The organism is Pantoea sp. RCC30.1 (genome assembly GCF_058148845.1).
This window is the reverse complement of record NZ_JBXUHX010000009.1, coordinates 73,381-93,787: the sequence shown is the minus strand read 5'-3', so window position 1 is coordinate 93,787 and position 20,407 is coordinate 73,381. Positions and strand designations below refer to the sequence as shown.

The 20,407-nt window shown below is 55.1% G+C and carries 22 protein-coding genes; 4 read left to right on the top strand and 18 right to left on the bottom strand.

Going from position 1 to position 20,407, the window contains the following annotated elements; all coding sequences use genetic code 11:
• Positions 1 to 6: 6 nt before the first annotated feature.
• The 10 genes from rlmC to AC2LB6_RS10340 form a co-directional block, all read right to left on the bottom strand.
• On the bottom strand, positions 7 to 1,137 hold the full coding sequence (gene rlmC / locus AC2LB6_RS10385; protein WP_490093437.1) for a 23S rRNA (uracil(747)-C(5))-methyltransferase RlmC: 1,131 nt from the start codon (positions 1,135 to 1,137) through the stop codon (positions 7 to 9).
• A 41-nt stretch (positions 1,138 to 1,178) separates the two neighbouring features.
• On the bottom strand, positions 1,179 to 1,646 hold the full coding sequence (locus AC2LB6_RS10380) for a YbjO family protein (protein WP_490093436.1): 468 nt from the start codon (positions 1,644 to 1,646) through the stop codon (positions 1,179 to 1,181).
• A gap of 75 nt (positions 1,647 to 1,721) precedes the next feature.
• Positions 1,722 to 2,567 carry a putrescine ABC transporter permease PotI gene (gene potI, locus AC2LB6_RS10375; RefSeq protein WP_490093435.1) on the bottom strand — a complete coding sequence of 282 codons (846 nt, stop codon included), beginning with the start codon at positions 2,565 to 2,567 and terminating at the stop codon, positions 1,722 to 1,724.
• Positions 2,564 to 3,526 (bottom strand): putrescine ABC transporter permease PotH, encoded by a 963-nt coding sequence (gene potH / locus AC2LB6_RS10370; RefSeq protein WP_003849283.1) that lies wholly within the window; start codon positions 3,524 to 3,526, stop codon positions 2,564 to 2,566. The genes potI and potH overlap by 4 nt, the downstream gene beginning before the upstream one ends.
• A 9-nt stretch (positions 3,527 to 3,535) precedes the next feature.
• Complete coding sequence (gene potG / locus AC2LB6_RS10365) at positions 3,536 to 4,669, bottom strand: putrescine ABC transporter ATP-binding subunit PotG (protein WP_490093434.1); 1,134 nt, start codon at positions 4,667 to 4,669, stop codon at positions 3,536 to 3,538.
• Positions 4,670 to 4,792: 123 nt separating this feature from the next.
• Entirely contained in the window at positions 4,793 to 5,902 is a 1,110-nt protein-coding gene (potF, locus tag AC2LB6_RS10360) for a spermidine/putrescine ABC transporter substrate-binding protein PotF (RefSeq protein WP_010669743.1), read from the bottom strand.
• Positions 5,903 to 6,288: 386 nt separating this feature from the next.
• Positions 6,289 to 6,768, bottom strand: coding sequence for a YbjN domain-containing protein (locus AC2LB6_RS10355; protein WP_022625960.1), 480 nt, complete (start codon positions 6,766 to 6,768; stop codon positions 6,289 to 6,291).
• An 87-nt stretch (positions 6,769 to 6,855) separates the two neighbouring features.
• On the bottom strand, positions 6,856 to 7,758 hold the full coding sequence (gene rimK / locus AC2LB6_RS10350) for a 30S ribosomal protein S6--L-glutamate ligase (protein ID WP_490093433.1): 903 nt from the start codon (positions 7,756 to 7,758) through the stop codon (positions 6,856 to 6,858).
• A 20-nt stretch (positions 7,759 to 7,778) separates the two neighbouring features.
• Positions 7,779 to 8,501: an oxygen-insensitive NADPH nitroreductase gene (nfsA, locus tag AC2LB6_RS10345; protein ID WP_090962671.1), complete on the bottom strand. Its 723-nt coding sequence runs from the start codon at positions 8,499 to 8,501 to the stop codon at positions 7,779 to 7,781.
• Between the two features lie 16 nt (positions 8,502 to 8,517).
• Positions 8,518 to 8,769: a DUF1418 family protein gene (locus AC2LB6_RS10340; RefSeq protein ID WP_490093432.1), complete on the bottom strand. Its 252-nt coding sequence runs from the start codon at positions 8,767 to 8,769 to the stop codon at positions 8,518 to 8,520.
• 255 nt (positions 8,770 to 9,024) lie between these two features.
• Between AC2LB6_RS10340 and AC2LB6_RS10335 the strand changes: the two genes are divergently transcribed.
• The gene (locus tag AC2LB6_RS10335; protein ID WP_003849263.1) at positions 9,025 to 9,288 is read left to right on the top strand and encodes a GrxA family glutaredoxin; all 264 of its coding nucleotides are present in this window, start codon (positions 9,025 to 9,027) and stop codon (positions 9,286 to 9,288) included.
• A gap of 88 nt (positions 9,289 to 9,376) precedes the next feature.
• Here AC2LB6_RS10335 and ybjM read toward each other — a convergent pair whose 3' ends face one another.
• Positions 9,377 to 9,742, bottom strand: coding sequence for an inner membrane protein YbjM (ybjM, locus tag AC2LB6_RS10330; RefSeq protein ID WP_090962675.1), 366 nt, complete (start codon positions 9,740 to 9,742; stop codon positions 9,377 to 9,379).
• Between the two features lie 258 nt (positions 9,743 to 10,000).
• Between ybjM and AC2LB6_RS10325 the strand changes: the two genes are divergently transcribed.
• Positions 10,001 to 11,689, top strand: a complete 1,689-nt coding sequence (locus tag AC2LB6_RS10325) for an aspartate:alanine antiporter (protein WP_490093431.1) — start codon at positions 10,001 to 10,003, stop codon at positions 11,687 to 11,689.
• A 303-nt stretch (positions 11,690 to 11,992) separates the two neighbouring features.
• Positions 11,993 to 12,598, top strand: a complete 606-nt coding sequence (gene ybjG, locus AC2LB6_RS10320) for an undecaprenyl-diphosphate phosphatase (protein ID WP_490093430.1) — start codon at positions 11,993 to 11,995, stop codon at positions 12,596 to 12,598.
• A 29-nt stretch (positions 12,599 to 12,627) separates the two neighbouring features.
• Here ybjG and AC2LB6_RS10315 read toward each other — a convergent pair whose 3' ends face one another.
• On the bottom strand, positions 12,628 to 13,830 hold the full coding sequence (locus AC2LB6_RS10315) for a serine hydrolase (protein ID WP_490093429.1): 1,203 nt from the start codon (positions 13,828 to 13,830) through the stop codon (positions 12,628 to 12,630).
• A 272-nt stretch (positions 13,831 to 14,102) separates the two neighbouring features.
• Here AC2LB6_RS10315 and AC2LB6_RS10310 point away from each other — a divergent pair, with 272 nt between their 5' ends.
• Positions 14,103 to 14,759 (top strand): HAD family hydrolase, encoded by a 657-nt coding sequence (locus tag AC2LB6_RS10310; RefSeq protein ID WP_490093428.1) that lies wholly within the window; start codon positions 14,103 to 14,105, stop codon positions 14,757 to 14,759.
• Between the two features lie 206 nt (positions 14,760 to 14,965).
• On the opposite strand, the gene AC2LB6_RS10305 is transcribed toward AC2LB6_RS10310, so the two are convergent.
• The 6 genes from AC2LB6_RS10305 to gsiC form a co-directional block, all read right to left on the bottom strand.
• On the bottom strand, positions 14,966 to 16,102 hold the full coding sequence (locus tag AC2LB6_RS10305; protein ID WP_490093427.1) for a PQQ-dependent sugar dehydrogenase: 1,137 nt from the start codon (positions 16,100 to 16,102) through the stop codon (positions 14,966 to 14,968).
• Between the two features lie 112 nt (positions 16,103 to 16,214).
• Positions 16,215 to 16,874 (bottom strand): DUF3313 domain-containing protein, encoded by a 660-nt coding sequence (locus tag AC2LB6_RS10300; RefSeq protein WP_490093487.1) that lies wholly within the window; start codon positions 16,872 to 16,874, stop codon positions 16,215 to 16,217.
• Positions 16,875 to 17,013: 139 nt separating this feature from the next.
• Positions 17,014 to 17,649 (bottom strand): carbonic anhydrase, encoded by a 636-nt coding sequence (locus AC2LB6_RS10295; protein WP_010254395.1) that lies wholly within the window; start codon positions 17,647 to 17,649, stop codon positions 17,014 to 17,016.
• A 452-nt stretch (positions 17,650 to 18,101) separates the two neighbouring features.
• Positions 18,102 to 18,551 (bottom strand): DUF4385 domain-containing protein, encoded by a 450-nt coding sequence (locus tag AC2LB6_RS10290; RefSeq protein WP_490093426.1) that lies wholly within the window; start codon positions 18,549 to 18,551, stop codon positions 18,102 to 18,104.
• Entirely contained in the window at positions 18,548 to 19,453 is a 906-nt protein-coding gene (gene gsiD / locus AC2LB6_RS10285; protein WP_490093425.1) for a glutathione ABC transporter permease GsiD, read from the bottom strand. Before gsiD ends, AC2LB6_RS10290 begins: the two co-directional genes overlap by 4 nt.
• A complete protein-coding gene (gsiC, locus tag AC2LB6_RS10280) occupies positions 19,450 to 20,379 on the bottom strand; it encodes a glutathione ABC transporter permease GsiC (protein WP_090962694.1) in 930 nt (309 codons plus the stop codon). The genes gsiD and gsiC overlap by 4 nt, the downstream gene beginning before the upstream one ends.
• Between the last annotated feature and the right edge of the window lie 28 nt (positions 20,380 to 20,407).

The window sequence follows — 20,407 nt, the reverse complement described above, 5'->3', positions numbered from 1 at the left end:
CCGGACTCAATGGTGACGGCGGGTTAACAGCGTCAGCACTTCAAAATGGGCGGTATGCGGAAACATATCGAACAGCTGCACTTTTGTGATCTCATACGCACTCAGCCGGGCAATATCCTGCGCCATGGTCTGCGGATTACAGCTTGAATAGAGCAGATAATCCGGGGCCATCTGACTGAGATAATCACACAACGCCTCACCAATCCCACGGCGCGGCGGATTCACCAGCACCAGCTGCGGCACCGCGTCGCGCCCGGTCGCAAACGACGTGGAATCCAGCGCCGCAAACTGTACTTTCTCCAGCTCCAGCATCTCAGCGGAACGGTGGGCGCATTTAATCGCCTCAGCGCTAATCTCAATGCCGGTCAGTTCCATCTCCGCTGTCGCGCAGTGCAGACCAAAACCGCCTACGCCGCAGAAGAGATCCCACATGCTGTTGACCGGCAGCGTTCTGACCCAGTCGCGCGCAGTGGCATAGAGTGCGCTGGCAACCTGCGGGTTGGTCTGGAAGAAGCTTTGCGGGCGAATCCACAGCGGCACGCCGTTGAAATTCTCTGCCAGCGACTGCCCGGGCGTCAGCGCAATCTCCTCTTCCCCCTCCAGAATCGCCATATGCACCGGCTGAATATTGGCAGAGATCACCGCCAGCTGCGGCAACTGTTGTTGCAGCCACGGCAATGCGGCGCGCAGCTGTTCCAGTTTCGCGGTTGAGCGCAGGACAAAGCGAAGCATGATGCCGCCCTGCTGACTTTCGGTTATCAGCAGGAATTTAAGCTCGCCGCGTTTACGCGCCACGTTATAGGGCGTCAGCCCGGCACGGGCGATAAAGGGCTTAAGGGCCGCAAACACTGGCTGGAAGCTGGCGGGATAGAGCGGGCAGTCACACAGATCGACAGCCTCGCCATCACGATGAATTAAACCCAGAACCGGACGCTCCACACTGCCGCTGACCACCATTTTGGCTTTGTTACGGAATGCCTGCTGTGGTGATGTCACCGGCGGCAACCATGACGCAACCGCCTGCTCAGCCAGTAACTGTTCCAGCATCGATTGTTTGTCGCTCAGCTGAGTGGGATAGGATTTTTCCAGCCACTGACAGGAGCGGCAACGGTTAGCGTCATAAAGCGCGCAGTGCATGGTAAAGCCTTAACAATGGGGTCGGGCGGAGCGCGATTGTATCATCGCTTCCTGAAAAAAGCGCGACTGCTGGCCGGCAGAAACAGCAGCATCAGTACTACCAGATCGGGGATTTTCTGCGACAGGGTATGGTGGATAATCTGGACGTTATTGTCGCCATCAATGCTGAAAATTTCCGGGTAGATCCCGCCCAGCGAGGCGAACAGCATATAGATCAGCACAACCCCCTGCGTCGCCACATAGCCCCAGCGTCCACGGTTACTGCCGCGCATCAGAGTAAAGGCGCAGCGCAGTTCAAACAGGAAGATCAGCTGGCTGGCGATAAAGATGAGTGTAGAGTCCCAGGACTGGGCGCTGCGATGCACAAAGTTGGCGAGTTCGCTATAACCCAGTTCGTTTGCCAGCATCAGAACGCTCAGGCAGCGGGTCGCGATAATAGCAATGCCCGCCACCGTCACCGGAACCGGAACGCCTGAGAGCATAGCGCTGCTTTTGAAGATTTCTGACATAGTCCGTGACTCCACCTGATCGAAAAACGGGCCGGTTAAACCGGCCCGTTCATATAGTGGCAAAGGTTAAGGATTTCAGCCACGTTTAGCTTTCTGAATATCGCTTAAACGCTGTTTTTCTTCGTGCGCCATGAATCGCCAGGCGATAAAACCGACTAAACCGACCACAAACAGGATCAATGAAGCCAGCGCATTGATTTCCGGGTTTACGCCGCGTCGCACGGTGGCGAAGATCGCCATCGGCAACGTGGTAGCGCCAGGCCCGGTCACAAAGCTGGCGATCACCAGATCGTCTAGCGACAGGGTAAACGCCAGCAGCCAGCCGGTGACAATAGCCGGCGCAATCATTGGCACGGTAATCACGAAGAAGACCTTCAGCGGCGTAGCGCCTAAATCCATCGCGGCCTCTTCAATTGAGCGGTCCAGCTCACGCAGACGCGAGTTAATCACCACCGCCACATAGGCGGTACAGAAGGTGACGTGTGCCAGCCAGATGGTCAGCATGCCGCGTTCGCTCGGCCAGCCAAAGGCGTTGCCCATCGCGACGAACAGCAGCAGCAGTGACAGCCCGGTGATGACATCGGGCATCACCAGCGGCGCGGTCAGCATAAAAGCAAAACCGTTGTGCCCACGGAAGCGACCAAAGCGCACGACGATCACCGCCGCCAGCGTGCCCAGCACCACCGCCATGGTGGCCGACAGCCCGGCAATGCTCAGGCTCAGGAGCACCGCGTCGATCATCGCGCTGTCCTGGAACAGCACCCTGTACCAGTGGAACGAGAAGCTCTCCCATACCGTCACCAGCGGGGAGCTGTTGAAGGAGTAAACCACCAGCAGCAGCATCGGCGCATAGAGGAACAGGAAGCAGCAGACCAGAATGCCGGTACGCCAGGGCGAGCGGATGGTTGGCAGATTATTCATGCCTTCTCTCCCATTTCACGGTTTTGATGCTTATGGAACCAGATGATCGGCAGAATCAGGATCAGCAGAATAATCACCGCCAGCGCGGAGGCCACCGGCCAGTCACGGTTGTTAAAGAACTCCTGCCACAGGATACGACCAATCATGATGCTGTCCGGCCCCCCCAGCAGTTCAGGAATCACGTACTCCCCTACCGCCGGGATAAACACCAGCATCGACCCAGCGATAATGCCGCCTTTGGTGAGCGGCACAATCACGCTGAAAAAGGTCTTCAGTGGACGCGCACCCAGATCCAGTGAGGCTTCCACCAGCGAGTAGTCGATACGGGTAAGCGCGGTGTAGATCGGCAGCACCATAAACGGCAGATAGCAGTAGACGATACCGATATACACCGCGGTGTTGGTATAAAGGATTACCAGCGGATGATCGATCACGCCCAGCCATAGCAGGAAGCGGTTCAGAATGCCGTTGTTGTTCAGCAGTCCCATCCAGGCGTAGACGCGCACCAGAAACGAGGTCCACGACGGCAGGATCACCAGCAGCAGCAGAATGGTGCGCATCGACGGCTTGCTGTGTGCCACGGCCCAGGCGAGCGGATAGCCAATCAGCAGACAGATTACCGTGGAGATCGCCGCCACTTTCAGCGACTGCAGATAGGCGTCGATGTAGAGCGGATCGTCGGTCAGCGTCAGGTAATTGCCGAAATTGAGCACAATACTGAACTGGTCATCCGCCCAGCTCACCAGCTCGGTGTAAGGGGGAATCGCCCGCGCAATGTCCGCAAAGCTGATCTTCAGCACCGTCAGAAACGGCAGCAGGAATAGCAGCACCAGCCAGACATAAGGCAGTGCGATCACCAGCTTGCGGCCATGCTGCATTTTTACCCGCGTGGCCCAGCGTTGCAGCGGCGTGCCTACCAGTCGGGCGGGCGCTTTGGCGCGTTGGAAAATCTGGCTCATAACCGCTCCTTAAACCGTCAACACCACGCAGCTGTCGCTTTCCCAGCAGAGGCGGACTTCATCACCCCAGGTCGGCAACCCTTTGCGGTAGCGATGCGCGTTTTGTAACTGTGCGCTGATCATCTGTCCGCTGTGCAGACGGACATGGAAAATAGAGAGGTCGCCGAGATAGGCGATGTGAACCACTTCTCCCACCGCAAAGTTATACCCATCGGCGGGCACTTCATCACACAGCATCACTTTTTCCGGGCGCAGCGCGACATGCACCGGAACGTTATCCACCACCGAAACATCAGTGTCGACTTTCAGCGGATGCATCAGACCAGGACTGTCGATCACCAGGCCATCTGTCTGACGTTCACGCAGTAAGCCTTCAAAGACGTTAACCGACCCGATAAACTCCGCGCTGTAGCGGCTGGTCGGATGCTCGTAAATCTCCTCCGGCTCGCCAATCTGCACAAACTTGCCGCGATTCATAATCGCGATACGGCCTGCCATGGTCATCGCCTCTTCCTGGTCGTGCGTCACCATCACGCAGGTCGCGCCAACGCGCTCCAGAATATCGACCACTTCCAACTGCATCCTGTCGCGCAGTTTCTTGTCCAGTGCGCCCATCGGCTCATCGAGAAGCAGTAATTTTGGTCGTTTCGCCAGGCTGCGAGCCAGCGCCACGCGCTGACGCTGACCACCGGAGAGCTGATGCGGTTTACGTTTCGCAAACTCCTGCATGTGAACCAGTGCCAGCATTTCGGCGACCCGGCTGTTGATCTCCCCTTTTGGCAGCCGATCCTGCTTCAGACCAAAGGCGATATTCTGCTCCACCGTCATGTGCGGAAACAGCGCGTAGGACTGGAACATCATGTTAATCGGGCGCTGATAGGGAGCAACGTGCGACAAATCCTGACCATCCAGCACAATCTGACCGCTGGTAGGCGGCTCAAAACCGGCCAGCATGCGCAGCAGCGTGGATTTACCACAGCCCGATGCGCCCAGCAGGGCAAATATTTCACCTTTATAAATAGTCAGACTGACATCATCCACGGCGTGCTGCCCGTCAAAAGATTTGGTCAGATTGCGAATTTCCAGCAGCGGCGTTAACGCCTTTGCGGTTTTATTTTGAGGACGGGGAATGGCATCGTTCACAAAGGGTTCTCTCCGGAGCCAGGCGGAACATGGCGGCAAAGTTTGCCGCTAAAAATGGCACAACAGAGGCCGGGGTTGCGCCTCTGTTGCTGATGCGTGACAGGTCAATCTGTTAAGGACGAACTACTTACCACTTTTTACTTTAGTCCATGCGCGCGTACGCACACGATCCAGTTTCGGATCCTGGACTTTCAGCACGAACAATTTCGACATCGCTTCAGGCGTCGGGAAGATACCCGGATTGTTGCGGACGTCGGCATTGATCAACGGCAGCGATGCTTTGTTGCCGTTGGCGTAGTTCATTTTGTTGGAGACATCGGCGATCACTTTCGGATCCATGATGTAGTTCAGCCAGGCGTATGCGCCATCGAGGTTTTTCGCATCTTTCGGAATCGCCATCATATCGAAGAAGGCCAGTGCGCCCTCTTTCGGTACGCTGTAGCCCAGATGCACGCCGTTTTTCGCTGCATCGGCACGGTTTTTTGCCTGCAGAATATCGCCCGACCAGCCGATGGCGACGCAGATGTTGCCGTTAGCCAGATCGTTAATGTACTGCGACGAATGGAAGTAGCGGATATTCGGACGCAGTTTCAGCAGCAGGTCAGTGGCCGCGCCGGAGTACTCTTTGGCATCAGAGGTATTCGGATCCTTGCCCAGATAGTTGAGGACCGTGGCAAAAATCTCTTCAGGTGCATCCAGGAAAGAGACGCCACAGCTTTTCAGCTTCTCCAGGTTTTCTGGCTTCAGCACCAGATCCCAGCTGTTGACCGGTGCATCAGCGCCCAGTGCGGCTTTAACCTTGTCGATGTTGTAGCCGATACCGGTAGTGCCCCACAGATACGGAATGGCATATTTGTTACCCGGATCGTGCTGCGCCACTTTCTCCATCAGCGCCGGATCAAGGTTTTTGTAGTTTGGCAGTTTGCTCTTATCCAGCGGCTGGAATACCCCGGATTGCAGCTGACGCGCCAGGAAGCTGGAAGAGGGTACGACGACATCATAGCCGGTGCTGCCCGCCATCAATTTGCCTTCCAGCACTTCATTGGAGTCAAACACATCGTAGACCACTTTGATACCGGACTGCTTTTCAAAGTTCGGCACGGTATCTGGCGAAATATAATCGGACCAGTTGTAGACGTGCAGCGTTTTATCTTCCGCCATGCTGCTGGCCGACGCGGCCATCAGCGCAGCAGCTACAACAGCTGACAGCCATTTCTGACGTGAGTTGAACATATTTTTCCATCCTCCTGAGCGGGTCATTACAACGCTGCAAACCAGAGATCCCTGCATTGCGTTCCGGACAAAACGTCAGTGACACAATGAATCATTATTCAGCGGGAGTTTAATAGCAAAAACCTATAGCTGAAGCGCAGTTACGCGCCTGTTACAGCCCCGCAAGCATAGCCCCCCCGGTCAGGCTGCACCAGACCCCAGCGTAAAAAACGCCTGAAACCGATATTTTATGCATGTTTAAGCTATGAGGTTCGGCTTTGATGGCATAAACCACGACAAATATCTGGCGTTAAAGGGCAAAATGCAGAATAAAAAATTATCGCGGCAGTGGATGGCGGGCATAAAAAAGCCGTCTCAGGGACGGCTTAGTGTGTGACCATGTCTGGCTAGTGCAGCACAGAATGAACGCTGGTCACCGGAACGTGCTCTTCTTCTTCGCCCACAATCAACAGATTGTTGGCAAAGGCTTCCAGGATCACCATCGAGATCTGCTCTTCACTCTGTTTCATAAAGTGCGAGAACTGACCAAAGGTTAATCCGGCGGTAGTGATCATTGACTGACAGACAATGAGCTTTGGCAGATTATCATCCTGAATGTCGATAAATGCTTTCACCGTCAGTGAGCTGGCATTGATTTGCGACAAATCGCCAACCAGCGGAATCAGCGCCGTCGGCTTCACTTCAGCCAGCGCCGAAAACAGAATGACGTTGTCGACCAGATCGATTTTGGCGTCAAACACCCCATCGAAGTTTTGCATGTGCGGCAGATGAAGTGCCTGACAGGCATCGCATTCGAACCAGGTGATATTTTGCTGATCCAGCCAGCGACGCAGCAGGTCGATATCCGGAACGACAAGAGAATCCATCGTAAAATCCCAGTGGGGTGATAAACAGGCGACTTAGCTTACGGAAAAATGGGCGGGGATGCCATGAAAACTGCTGAAAAGCGCGTGTCAGCCAGCGGTTTTAGGACGGAGCCCGGGGATGGCCTGCTGCTCAATCCGCTGAATCATTAACGCGGCGATGTTAAGGTCACTGCTGGTTTCAATGCCTTCCAGACCCGGCGAGGCGTTCACTTCCATCACCAGCGGGCCGCGATGGGCGCGCAGAATATCGACACCCGCCACTTCCAGCCCCAGCGTGGCTGCCGCTTTCACGGCCATCTGCCGCTCCTGTGGCGTGATCTCTACCGGATAAGCTTTGCCGCCGCGATGCAGGTTGGAACGGAAATCGCCCTCTTTCGCTACACGCTCAATCGCTGCCACCACCTGATTACCGATCACCAGACAGCGAACATCACGCCCCTGCGCTTCTTTAATAAACTCCTGCGCCAGAATATGGGCATTCAGGCCACGAAAAGCATCAATAACGCTCTCCGCCGCCTGACGCGTTTCCGCCAGTACCACACCAATACCCTGGGTGCCTTCTACCAGCTTAACCACCAGCGGCGCGCCGCCCACCATAGCGATCAGATCGTCAGTGTCATCGGGCGAGGAGGCAAAACCGGTGACCGGCATGTCGATGCCTTCGCGTGCCAGTAGCTGCAGCGAGCGCAATTTGTCACGGGTGCGGGTAATGGCGGCAGACTCATTCAGCGGATAGCTGCCGCACATCTCAAACTGTCGCAGCACTGCCGTGCCATAGAAGGTAATGGCGTTGCCGATGCGCGGGATGACTGCATCGAAATGGCCCAGCGGCTCACCACAATAGTGAACCGCCGGTGAGGCAGGATTGATATTCATATAGCAGGAGAGCGGATCGATGATTTGTACCACATGACCGCGTGCTGCGGCCTCGTCACGCAGTCGCCAACTGGAGTAGAGCGTCTCATCACGTGACAGGATAGCTATCTTCATCGCTGCTCTCGCTTTCTGAATTAACGCGTGGCCCAGCCCTGCTGATGCAGATAGTCGAGCATAAACGGACGCGTCTCTTTAATGATCAGCCGCTGGATCAGCTCGCTCCAGGTTTCGCTACGCTGGTTGCTATCGCGCTGCTGATAATAGAGTTCTGTGCGGCTATCGTATTCTGCCAGCACCGCCGGATCCAGTGGCTGATAGCGATTCTCATGCACCAGCATCGCATGCGGCATACGCGGTTTGACGTCCGGCTTTGATTCCGGATGTCCCAGACAGAAACCAAACAGCGGCAGCACAAATTTCGGCAGGCCCAGCAGTTCAGTCACTTCCGCGATGCTGTTACGAATCCCGCCGATAAAGACGCCGCCCAGATCCAGCGATTCCGCTGCGACCATGGCATTCTGTCCCATCAGCGCGGTGTCGACGCAGCCCAGCAGCAACTGCTCGGCACGGCCCAGCTGCGCATCCGGGCAAATCTGCAGGTGGCGATTAAAGTCAGCGCAGAAAACCCAGAACTCGGGCGCATCTGCGACCCACGTCTGTCCGCCCGTCAGCGTTACCAGCTTGTCACGCAGCGCTTTGTCGGTAATACGGATAATAGAAGAACACTGTAAAAAGCTGGATGTGGACGCCGATTGGGCCGAATTAATAATCGCTTCACGCTGGGCTTCGCTGACCGGCTGGTCAGTAAAGGCGCGGATCGAACGGTGGCTGCACAGTAAATCAATGGTCGGTGTCATAAAGTCTCCAGCAACATTATCTTTTTTTATCAATCTGATTGAACAGCTGTGGCGCGATCGCTTTCGCGGTGCGCCACATTAACAGCCAGGCAGCAGGCAGCATCAGCACTACGCCAGCGATGAAGAGCACAGTAGCAAGGCTCTTTACATCAGCCAGACCGGGCAGCGGAAGCCACTGGTTAATCAGCAGCAGCGCGCCAAGGATCAACAGGCCACCTGCCGCCTCCAGCACCACTACAAACCGGGGTAATCTGGCCACACTCTGCATCACATCCTCCTGCCTTAGCAGCTTACTGAGCGTCAATTATGGTCAACAACCCAAAAATTGCGCGGGATACACGGGCTGCCGTCGCGAAAAAGCTCTTATTTCAGAGGGTTCCTGAACGGGCGACAATAGCGTGCGGGCATCAGACTAACAGGCAAATCCTGCTTTCCTTAAGCGATACGAGCGGGCATCATGGTTGCCATTCTCTGTTTAGTTATGTGATATACATCACATAATAGTCGCTGCAAGGAGTTCTCAATGATTGCTGTTATTTTTGGTCGTCCGGGCTGTCCCTACTGTGTCCGTGCCCACGAACTGGCCGACAAACTGACCGCTGAGCGCGATGATTTTAGCTATCAGTATGTCGATATTAATGCAGAAGGCATTACTAAAGCCGATCTGGAAGCAAGCGCCGGTAAACCGGTCAGCACCGTGCCACAGATTTTCGTGGACGAAAAACACATCGGTGGCTACACCGAGTTTGCTGCCTGGACCAAAGAGAATCTGGGATTTGTCGCGTAAGCGCTGATAGCCGGAATAAAAAAGGCGAGCCAGGATTTCCTGTCTCGCCTTTTTAGCTTTCTGCCTGAGGCAAATCATCCGGCACCGTTTAGTTGATTGATGCCATCACAATCTGCATCAACCGCACCAGCAACGCCCCGCAACCTGCCCAGAACAGCGCACTAAGGCTCCAGGCGACTAAAAAGAATCCGCTGCTGTGAATAAACAGGCTGTTATTTAACAGTAGTGCTGCCAGTAACGTTCCCCAGAGTCCCATCAGCAGCGTGCTTTTTAACGGGCTTTCCACCTGCATCAACGCCATCACAATACCGGGCAACATAAAGAGCAGTAATTCGGGCTGACCCCGAAGCGGGCCGGGACCGACCTGCCAGAAATGACAGGTAAAAACAAACACCAGACTATACAACACCACGCCGCACAGGCGGGTAGTCCAGAGATAAGAACGCTGCGGCATACCACCCCACTGATTAAAAGTAACCCCGACAATAACCTGCTGATATCCCTGATGCGTTCAGATGGAAATAAAAAGAAACAGTTCGCTGTGGCAACGAATGAAAACAGCCAATGGCTGTGAAAGATTTTTGTGATTAGAATAGCGCCGCAGTAAAGGTTCCATTTGCAGTGTTGATACAACAGAACCTCAACGGCTTGCTCACGATAGCGAAAAACAGGCCACTCTTCAATAGCTTACATGTAAACAAGAAGTTAAACAGTGAATATTAACGTCGCAGGATTGTTAAGCGGAAACGACATTTTGTTATTATTTGTCGTTTTAGCGCTCGGCCTCTGTCTGGGTAAGTTGCGTCTTGGCTCAGTTCAGCTGGGAAATTCGATTGGCGTATTAGTCATTTCGCTCTTATTAGGCCAGCAACACTTCACGATTAATACCGATGCATTGAGCCTGGGCTTTATGCTGTTTATTTTTTGTGTCGGCGTCGAAGCCGGTCCCAACTTTTTTTCCATTTTCTTCCGCGACGGCAAAAACTATTTCATGCTCGCCATCGTCATGGTGGTCAGTGCGCTGTTACTGGCGCTGGGGCTGGGCAAACTCTTTGGCTGGGATATTGGTCTTACCGCTGGCATGCTGGCCGGGTCGATGACCTCCACGCCGGTGCTGGTCGGCGCAGGCGATACCCTGCGGCAAAGCATCACCGATCCAAAGCAGCTCGCACTGATGCAGGATCAGCTGAGTCTCGGCTATGCCGTGACCTATCTGATTGGCCTGGTGAGTCTGATTTTTGGCGCGCGCTACCTGCCTCGTCTGCAACATCAGGATCTGCCCACCTGCGCCCAGCAGATCGCACGGGAACGCGGTCTGGATGCCGACAGCCAGCGCAAAGTCTTCCTGCCGGTGATCCGCGCCTATCGCGTGGGTGCGGAACTGGTGGCATGGAGCGGTGGCAAAAACCTGCGTGAACTGGGTATCTATCGTCAGACCGGCTGCTACATTGAGCGTATTCGCCGCAACGGTATTCTCGCCAGTCCCGATGGGGATGCGGTACTCCAACTCGGTGATGATATCTCGCTGGTCGGCTATCCCGACGCACACGCCCGACTCGATCCGAGCTTCCGCAACGGCAAAGAGGTGTTTGACCGCGACCTGCTGGATATGCGCATCGTCACTGAAGAGATCGTGGTGAAGAACCACAACGCGGTGAATAAACGCCTGAGCAAGTTAAACCTCACCGATCACGGCTGCTTCCTGAACCGGGTGATACGTAGTCAGATTGAGATGCCGATTGACGACAGCATCATACTGAACAAAGGCGATGTGCTGCAGGTCAGCGGCGAAGCACGAAGGGTCAAAAGCGTGGCGGATCGCATTGGTTTTATCGCGATTCACAGTCAGATGACCGATCTCTTAGCCTTCTGCGCCTTCTTTATCGTGGGTCTGATGATTGGTCTGATCACCTTTCAGTTCAGTAATTTCAGTTTTGGTATTGGCAACGCGGCTGGCCTGCTGTTCGCCGGTATCATGCTCGGCTTCCTCCGTGCCAACCACCCGACCTTTGGTTATATTCCGCAGGGCGCGCTGACCATGGTGAAAGAGTTCGGGCTGATGGTATTTATGGCGGGGGTGGGATTGAGTGCTGGTAGCGGCATTAATCACGGTCTGAGCAGTGACGGCGCGCTGATGCTGCTGTGCGGCCTGCTTGTGAGCCTGATTCCCGTGATCATCTGCTATCTGTTTGGGGCCTATGTGTTGAGGATGAACCGCGCCCTGCTGTTTGGAGCCATCATGGGCGCGCGTACCTGCGCACCGGCCATGGAGATTATCAGTGATACGGCACGCAGCAATATTCCGGCGCTGGGCTATGCCGGGACCTATGCCATCGCCAACGTTTTGCTGACGCTGGCGGGGACGCTGATAGTCATTATCTGGCCGATATTGCCCTTATAAAATTTTTTTGCCTGCGTCCAGAACTTTATAGTTAAGTGATAGTCATAATAAGTGCCACTGCTTTTCTTTGAAATCCCCAAATTGTGGAGCCCGCTGGTCTTTTTCCCGGCGGGTTTTTTTATGCTTTTTTTTCATCCCTGCGCCACTCACCCGCGCCACAATCAGACGCGAAACGGTCATAAAACTTAAACAGTTGTGCAACTCATTATCAGATTCAGAGCCTTTCCGTAGACGAATTGCCCGTTAAAAAGCAGGATAGATGACTGTTAAGTTAGCTATTTGTGCTGAGGAATTTATCCCGAAATGGAAGAGCTGAACCACTCACTGTTTACTGCCATCAATGCCACACCGGCTTCCCCCACCTGGTTAATACACCTGGCGACCTTTATTGCCAAAGACCTGATTGCCATTGTGCCGCTGTTAATTGTGGCGATGTGGCTCTGGGGACCGCGCGATCAGGTTTCTTCACAGCGGGCGCTGGTACTGAAAACCGGCATGGCATTGATTTATGCGCTGGCAATCTCCTGGTGTGTCGGCCATCTGTTACCGCATCCTCGCCCTTTCGCCATTGATTACGGCTATCAGTTCCTGCATCACGCTGCCGATGACTCTTATCCCAGCGATCACGGCACCACGATTTTCACCTTTGCTCTTGCCTTTATCTTCTGGCATCGCCTCTGGTCGGGTGTGGTGCTGATGGTGGCGGGTTGCGCTATCGCCTGGTCGCGGATCTACCTGGGCGTTCACTGGCCAATGGATATGCTGGGTGGGTTCCTGGTGGGTCTGCTGAGTTGTCTGGCGTCTCATCTGGCGTGGCAGTTCTATGGCGAGCGGATGCTGGCGGTGATCAACCCGCTCTATCGGGCACTGTTTGCCGTGCCGATTCGTAAGGGCTGGACGCAGGATTAAAAAAGGGACGCGTTAGCGTCCCTGCTCAATTATGAAAACCACTTCCCGAACCAGCCGTTGAACTTTATCATCACGAAATCAATCATCCGGCTGAAGAAGCCGCCTTCCGGCACATCCTGCAGCACCACCAGCGGACGCTGCTCAATCGTTTTGCCATCCAGCTGGAAGTCGATGGTGCCGACCACCTGATTCTTCTTCAGCGGCGCTTCAAGCTGCGGCGAATTGAGTTTAAAACTCGCCTTCAGGTTCTTCATCTGCCCTTTCGGGATGGTCAGCGCGGCATCTTTCGCCACGCCCAGATTCACCTGACTCTTGTCACCGAACCAGACCCGCTGCTGCGCAAACGGTGCCTCCGCTTTAATTGGCGTCACTGTTTCATAGAATCGGAAGCCCCACGTCAGCAGCTTTTCACTTTCCCGGAAACGAATCGCATCGCTGGCGGTGCCAAGTACCACCGAGATCAGACGCATATCGCCTTCCGTCGCGGAAGCCACCAGGTTATTGCCCGCGCCTGAGGTATGGCCGGTTTTAACGCCATCCACTTTGAGGTTGGTGCTCCACAGCAGACGGTTGCGGTTGATCTGGCGGATATTGTTGAAGGTGAACTCTTTCTCTTTATTCAGCGCGTATTCTTCGGGCACATCGCGGATCAGTGCCTGAGCAATCAGCGCCATATCCCGCGCGGTGCTGTACTGCCCTTCTGCATCCAGACCATGCACCGTCATAAAGTGGGTGTTCTGCAGTCCCAGCGCCTTCACATAGTTATTCATCAGGCCGATAAACGAATCCTGACTGCCCGCCACATAATCTGCCAGCGCAATACAGGCGTCATTACCGGACTGGATCACGATACCTTTATTCAGCTCATGCACCGGAATGCGATCGCCCGGTTTAAGGAACATCAGCGAAGAGCCGCGCAGCTTAGGATTGCCGGTTGCCCAGGCATCCTGTCCGACGGTGACCAGATCATCCGGTTTGATTTTGCCCGCTTTGATCGCCTGCCCGACCACGTAGCTGGTCATCATTTTGGTCAGACTGGCAGGATCGAGACGCTGATCGGCACTGGATTCGGTTAACACTTTCCCGCTGGCGTAGTCGATCAGGATCCACGCTTTAGCATCGATGCCTGGCGCGGCGGGAGCCTGCTCAGCAAAAACGCTGATAGGGGCAAGAATCAGTAATGAGGTGGCAGCAAGGTGCCGCAGGCGAGATGAGAAGCGAGTGTTTGTCATGGGCTTGGCCGGATTGTCCTTGTTAAATCGAAATTCCAGAGGCAGAAAATTCTCACTCAAACGCTAACCCCTGGCGGCAGCGAAAAAAACCGTCGAATCGTAAAGTTTTATAGAGTTTAGTAGAGTAACCCTGGTATAAGCGCCGCGCGCGTGCCGCATTTCCCCGATTCTGTCGCCTCTAAAACTGCGTGAAATTCCGATTTTTCGCAGAAGAGTTAAGCCCGTCACAAATATCAGTTAACCTGAACGCCAGTCAGCCGAGGAGACCGACCATGGACTTAGCCCTTTTTGATCTTGATGAAACACTCATTTGTGAAGACAGCACCAGCCTGTGGCTGCGCTGGCTGGTATCACAGGGATTCGCTCCCAGCGAACTGATTGATCAGGAACAGGCATTAATGAATCAGTACTATGCCGGTACGCTGTCGATTGAAGAATATATGAATAAAACGCTCTCCCCGCTGGCAGGCATGGCCACGCTGACCGTTGAAGGCTGGGTGCGCCGCTTCATTCATCGCGACATCCTGCCACGCGTTTATCCCGCCGCCCGCGAGCGGATTGAGTGGCATCGGGCGCGCGGCGACAGAGTCATGATCATATCTGCCAGCGGCGAGCATCTGGTCGTCCCGATTGCCGAGAAGCTGGGGGCCTGCGGCGCGCTGGCGATTGGCGTTGAAATCGTGGACGAGCGCTACAGCGGCAACACTTACGGCACCATGACTTACAAAGAGGGCAAAGTGACCCGACTGGGCGACTGGAAAGCGCTGCAGCAGGCGGAGAGCTTTGACCGCACCTGGGCCTACAGCGATTCGATGAACGACCTGCCGCTACTGGAACAGGCCGATCATGCCCATGTCATCAACCCTGACGAACGGCTGCACCAGGAAGCGTTAAACCGCGGCTGGCAGGTTTATCACTGGGCGCGCTGACTCAGCGCCTGGTCCATCAGGCGTATTGTTGCTGGCAGCCTGGACACGGACAGCGCGGAACAATCCGTAGTATACGTAGTCCGTGAGGATTACTCGCTGCGCTCGCCCCTTCAGGGCTGCCCTGACGGGCGTTCAGGTTGCTAAAGCAGCCTGTGTGAGCACTGCCCAGGTCCAGACTGACAAATAAAATAGTCTGGGACAGGCTTTTAACCGCGGGACGCGCCAGCGTCCTGCGCTAATCCCACTTTCAGCAGCTTGCCATTGGCCTCATCGGTCAGCACATAGAGCCAGCCATCCGGCCCCTGACGCACATCGCGAATGCGCGCCTTCTGATCGTCCAGCAGACGCTGCTCTTCCACCACTTTCTCGCCGTTGATACTCAGACGAATCAGGTTTTTCTCTTTCAGAGCGCCGATAAACAGCGAGTTTTTCCACTGCGGAAAACGGGCGCTATTGTAGAACGCCATGCCGCTGATGGCCGGAGAATCCTTCCAGTGATAAAGCGGCGGTTCAGTACCCGCAACCTGTGTGCCTTGTGACTCCGGCACTTTGTCACCGCTATAGTCAATGCCGTAGGTTGCCAGCGGCCAGCCGTAATTCTTGCCCTGCTCCATGATATTTACTTCATCGCCGCCGCGCGGGCCATGCTCATTTTCCCATATCTTACCGGTCCAGGGGTTAAGCGCCAGCCCCTGCGGATTACGCAAACCATAGGCCCAGATCTCTGGCCGTGCGCCGCGCTGTTTCGCAAACGGGTTATCGTCCGGCACGCTGCCATCAGCGTTGAGCCGCAGCAGTTTGCCCTGCAGCTTATCGAGATCCTGCGCAGCGCTGCTGGCAAAGTTATCGCCGAAGGCGATCCAGAGATAGCCCTGGGTATCAAACGCCAGCCGGGTACCGATGTTGTTGCCGCTGGAGAGCATCGGCGTCTGCCGAATCACCTCGCGGAAATCGCTGAGTTGCCGGTTATCCTTGCTCAGTGTGCCCACGCCTACCACCGCGCCCGCTTTGCCACTGCTGTTCGCTTCGGTATAGCTAAGCCAGACGCGACGACTGGTGGCAAAATCGGGTGCCAGCACCACATCCAGCAGGCCACTCTGCCGTTCTGCCCAGACCTTTGGCACCCCCTGGATCGGCTGCGAAAGGCCCTTCTCCGGGCTCCAGCTGCGTAGTTGTCCGCTACGTTCGGTAATCAGCAGCGTTTTGTTGTCGGGCAGGAAGGCGACGGACCATGGATGTTGTAACTTATCCTGTAATACCTCGACCTTTACGTCAGCGGCAAACAGGGGGGCGGTACAGAACAGTGCGCCACTTAGCAACAAGGTTGTTGAGAAACGGGCCATAACGATCTCCTGACGGGATAGAATGCCCTTAAGCGTAGTCAGCCCCTCTGCAATGATGTTGAGGATTTACAAAAGATTAATCAGGGCGACACCGCTCTGTCGCCCGTCAGAGTCAGGGCGCGTTAAAACTTACCGTGTCACGCACCATCGCATCAATACCAGGCTTCAGCTCGGCAAAGGTGATCGGCGTATTGCTGTTGCTGACCGTTTTGCCAAAGGCCTTGCGAACCACCCGGATCAGCGGTTTGCCCGTCACCGCATCGCTGGCTTCTATCTCCAGAAACAGTTCGCTGTTCTGAGTACGATGCCCTGACGCCGCCATGGTGCTGGCAACGACCGCGGCAACCGGTACCACTTCATAAAACTGCACGCCCTGATTTTCTGCTGACACGGCGGTAATGGCGGCCCGTACCTTCAGGGTATGCGGCGTAGCCTGATTCACCAGCGGCAGGCGGGTCGCTAACGCGCCTTTTAACTGGATGTCTGTGTAACTGAGCACCTGATCCAGCGTTTGCTGAGTGACGCGTGGCGTGGGGCGCGCCGCCGGGTAGTAGACCAGCGATGTATAAAGCACATCTTTATAATGGCTGCTTTGATAGTCGGGTGAAATCCAGCGCAGAGTCGGTTCACCACTGGCTGACGTGGTCGGTTGCAACTGGCTGTAATCGCTTAGAAAACCTGAATACTGGTGCTTATCAGCAACATGAGAAGTACAACCACTGAGCAGCACTGCAGAGAACGCCAGAAGAGCAGCAACGGAAGTTTTACGCATCATCAACTCGCTTGTATCAGAAAGGTTTAAGCAAGCATAGATAAGTCAGACGGGAAATGCAGAATAACAGTGGCGGTTTAACGCTGTTATGTAGGGTGAGTAGCAGGAAACCCGCTGCAGAGCACAGCGGGCGAAAATATTACTCAAAGCAGGTATCAGGATTCTCAGACAGGGTGATGAACTGTTTGCCACCCTGAGTCAGCGCCATAATGGTGCCGCTTTCGATATCGTAAACCCAGCCGTGCAGACGCAGCTTACCGTTACGCAGCGCGACGGACACAGAAGGATGGGTTTTCATGTTGTTCAGCTGGGCGATGACGTTCTCTTTGACCATCTCGTTCAGCTTCTTCTCTGGCGAGTCATACTCACGCTGCTCGACCACCGCTTTTGCCGCATCGGCATAGCGCAGCCAGTGCTCAACCGCAGGCATGGTATCCATGCAGGCGCAGGAGGCGATGGCGTTCATGGCACCACAGTTAGAGTGACCACAGATGATGATATCGGAGACGCCCAGCGCGACTACCGCATATTCGATAGTGGCGGAGACACCGCCTGGCTCCGGGCCGAATGAGGGAACGATGTTGCCCGCATTGCGGATAACGAACAGCTCTCCTGGCTCCTGCTGCGTCACCAGTTCAGGCACCAGACGGCTGTCTGAACAGGAGATGAACAGCGCTTTCGGATTTTGATTTGATGCCAGGCTTTTGAAAAGATCCTTCCTTTCAGGAAACACATTCTGCTGGAAATTCAGAAATCCGTTGATGATCTCTTTCATTATTTAGCTCTCACATTATCCATTTCATTACCTGAGGGGCATAGCCCCCTCAGTGGGGTTTGCCCGTTTATTATTAATGAAAACAAGTGAATATCAACCCGCGTTTTACCGGATGCTGTAAACAGCGGCCACTGTCAGCGTTTCGCTTATCCACTGACCGCTTGCTGGAAAAATCATTTCTTTTTACAGGACGGTCAGTTACTGGAAAATGCAGGCTTTAAACAGCCCGTTTTTTCGCCGGTGGCCTGAAATGTCTTTTACGCGTTTTTTCATTACTTTACGCCGCCTGCCCGATAGCAGAAAAGTTTTCTTTTCTGCGGGTGTCCGACGTTGGCTGATCAACGTTGCGAGTCTTGCAATCTGTGAATGGAACCGGAGAGATGCCAGGAGAGACGGGTCAACCTATCAACGGCAGCAGGCTTATCTGCTGCCGGGAGAAAAGGATTAAGCCTTTAACCATACTGCTGCTGATGCGCTTTTTTACGTTTCAGATAGTCCTCATCTGCACGCAGTTTGTCCCAGTAACCTTTGAAAATGGCCGCCGCAGCGGCCTTTTCCTCGTTGACGCCGCGCGGCAGCTCTTTGCCGTCCGCGTCATACTTTCGTCCGCCTTTGTGGTTGCTGTAACGGCGCGCGCGGGTATATCCCATCTGGATAAATTTGCGCGCCATATCCATGCCGACAAAATCGTCCTGACGCCGGTAATCCTCAAACAGCGCCATGATTTTCTCAGCGGACTCTTCAGCAATCGGGACGGTACGAAAACGCCAGTGCGGCAGAATTTCGCTCTTATAGGGCTCGACCATCAGCACACCCTGCTCGCCTCGCCCGACCTGATAAAGTTCGGGATGCTGGCGGAAGTCGATAGTGCTGAAGTCCTGATCATAATCGAAAGGTTTCATCTCTTTAGTTTAGGATCAAGCGCGTCACGTAGTCCGTCGCCGAGCAAATTAAATGCCAGAACCGTGAGGAAGATGGCCAGACTGGGGAAAAGGGCCACGTGAGGGGCAATCACCATGTCGGCCCGGGCTTCATTCAGCATCGCGCCCCACTCTGGCGTTGGCGGCTGTGCGCCCAGCCCCAGAAACGACAGGCTGGCGGCAGTGATGATAGAGGTACCGACCCGCATAGTGAAATAGACCACAATCGGCGAAACTGTGCCGGGCAGGATATGCCGCATCAGGATCGTCCAGTCAGATGCACCGATGCTGCGTGCCGACTCAATATAGGTCTGATGCTTCAGCACCAGCGTATTACCTCGCACCAGGCGGGCAAAGGCCGGAATACTGAAGATAGCGACCGCCACAATCACGTTGCTCATGCCGCTGCCCATAATCGCCACCACCGCAATCGCCAGCAGAATGCCGGGGAAGGCAAAAAGCACATCGCAGATGCGCATGGTGATGCGATCCCACCAGCCTTCGTAGTAACCGGCTAACAAACCAAAGAAGGTGCCAATCAGTGCGCCGATCACCACCGAGAAGAAACCGGCAATCAGGGAAATACGCGTGCCGACCAGCACCCGGCTGAAGATGTCGCGCCCCAGCGAATCGACGCCAAAGAGGTGCAGAAGCGACGGACCTTCGTTGAGCCGTTCATAATCGAAGTAGTTCTCTGCGTCGAACGGCGCAATCCACGGAGCGATAACCGCCAGTACAATCAACAGCAGCACAAAAGCCCCGGCCACCAACGCCACCGGCTGAAGCCGGAAACGCCGCCAGAACTCTCGCCACGGCGTGCGCACCCGATTTTCCGTCATCAGCGGCATTGTTTTCAGTGCCGCCTCACGTCGCCAGTTTTTCATCGCGACTCCTTAAAGCGAATAGCGGGATTAATCACCGCATAGAGCATATCGACAAACAGATTGATCAGAATAAACTCCAGTGAAAACAGCAGCACTTCTGCCTGAATAACCGGATAGTCGCGCATCGCCACGGAGTCGACCAGCAGACGACCTAACCCCGGCCAGTTAAACACCACCTCGACGACGATCGATCCCCCCAGCAGAAAACCAAACTGCAGTCCCATCATCGTGACCACCGGGATCATCGCGTTGCGCAGGCCATGTTTCACCACCACCAGCGACTCGCGCACCCCTTTAGCCCGGGCGGTCCGCATGTAATCTTCCTGCATCACCTCCACGAATGAGGCGCGGGTAAAGCGCGCCATCACCGCCGCCACCGCCGCACCTAAGGTGATCGAGGGCAGAATGTAATGTTTCCAGCTGTCGGCACCGACGGTTGGCAGCCAGCCCAGCTCCACCGAGAAGACCTGCATCAGCAGCATACCCAGCGCAAAGGCGGGAAACGAAATGCCCGACACCGCCAGCGTCATGCCCAGCCGATCGGGCCAGCGGTTACGCCAGACAGCCGAAACGATGCCGATGGTCATGCCAAAAATCACCGCCCAGATCATGCTGGCCAGCGTCAGCCACAGGGTCGGCATAAAGCGCGAGGCGATCTCATCCGCAACCGGCCGCTTCGAGACCATCGACTGGCCGAAATCGCCCTGCAGCGCATTCAGTATAAAGTGCCAGAACTGCTGCGGCAGCGGCTGATCCAGTCCCAGCTCCTGACGCACCAGCGCCACCACCGAAGCATCGGCTTCCGGCCCGGCGATCAGGCGTGCCGGATCACCCGGCAGCAGGTGAACAAACAGGAACACCAGCACCGCCACAATCAGCAGCGTCGGGATCAGCCCAAAGAGTCGTTTGAGAAAATAGTTAAACATGCAACATCCTGCAGCTGCGGCCAGCCAC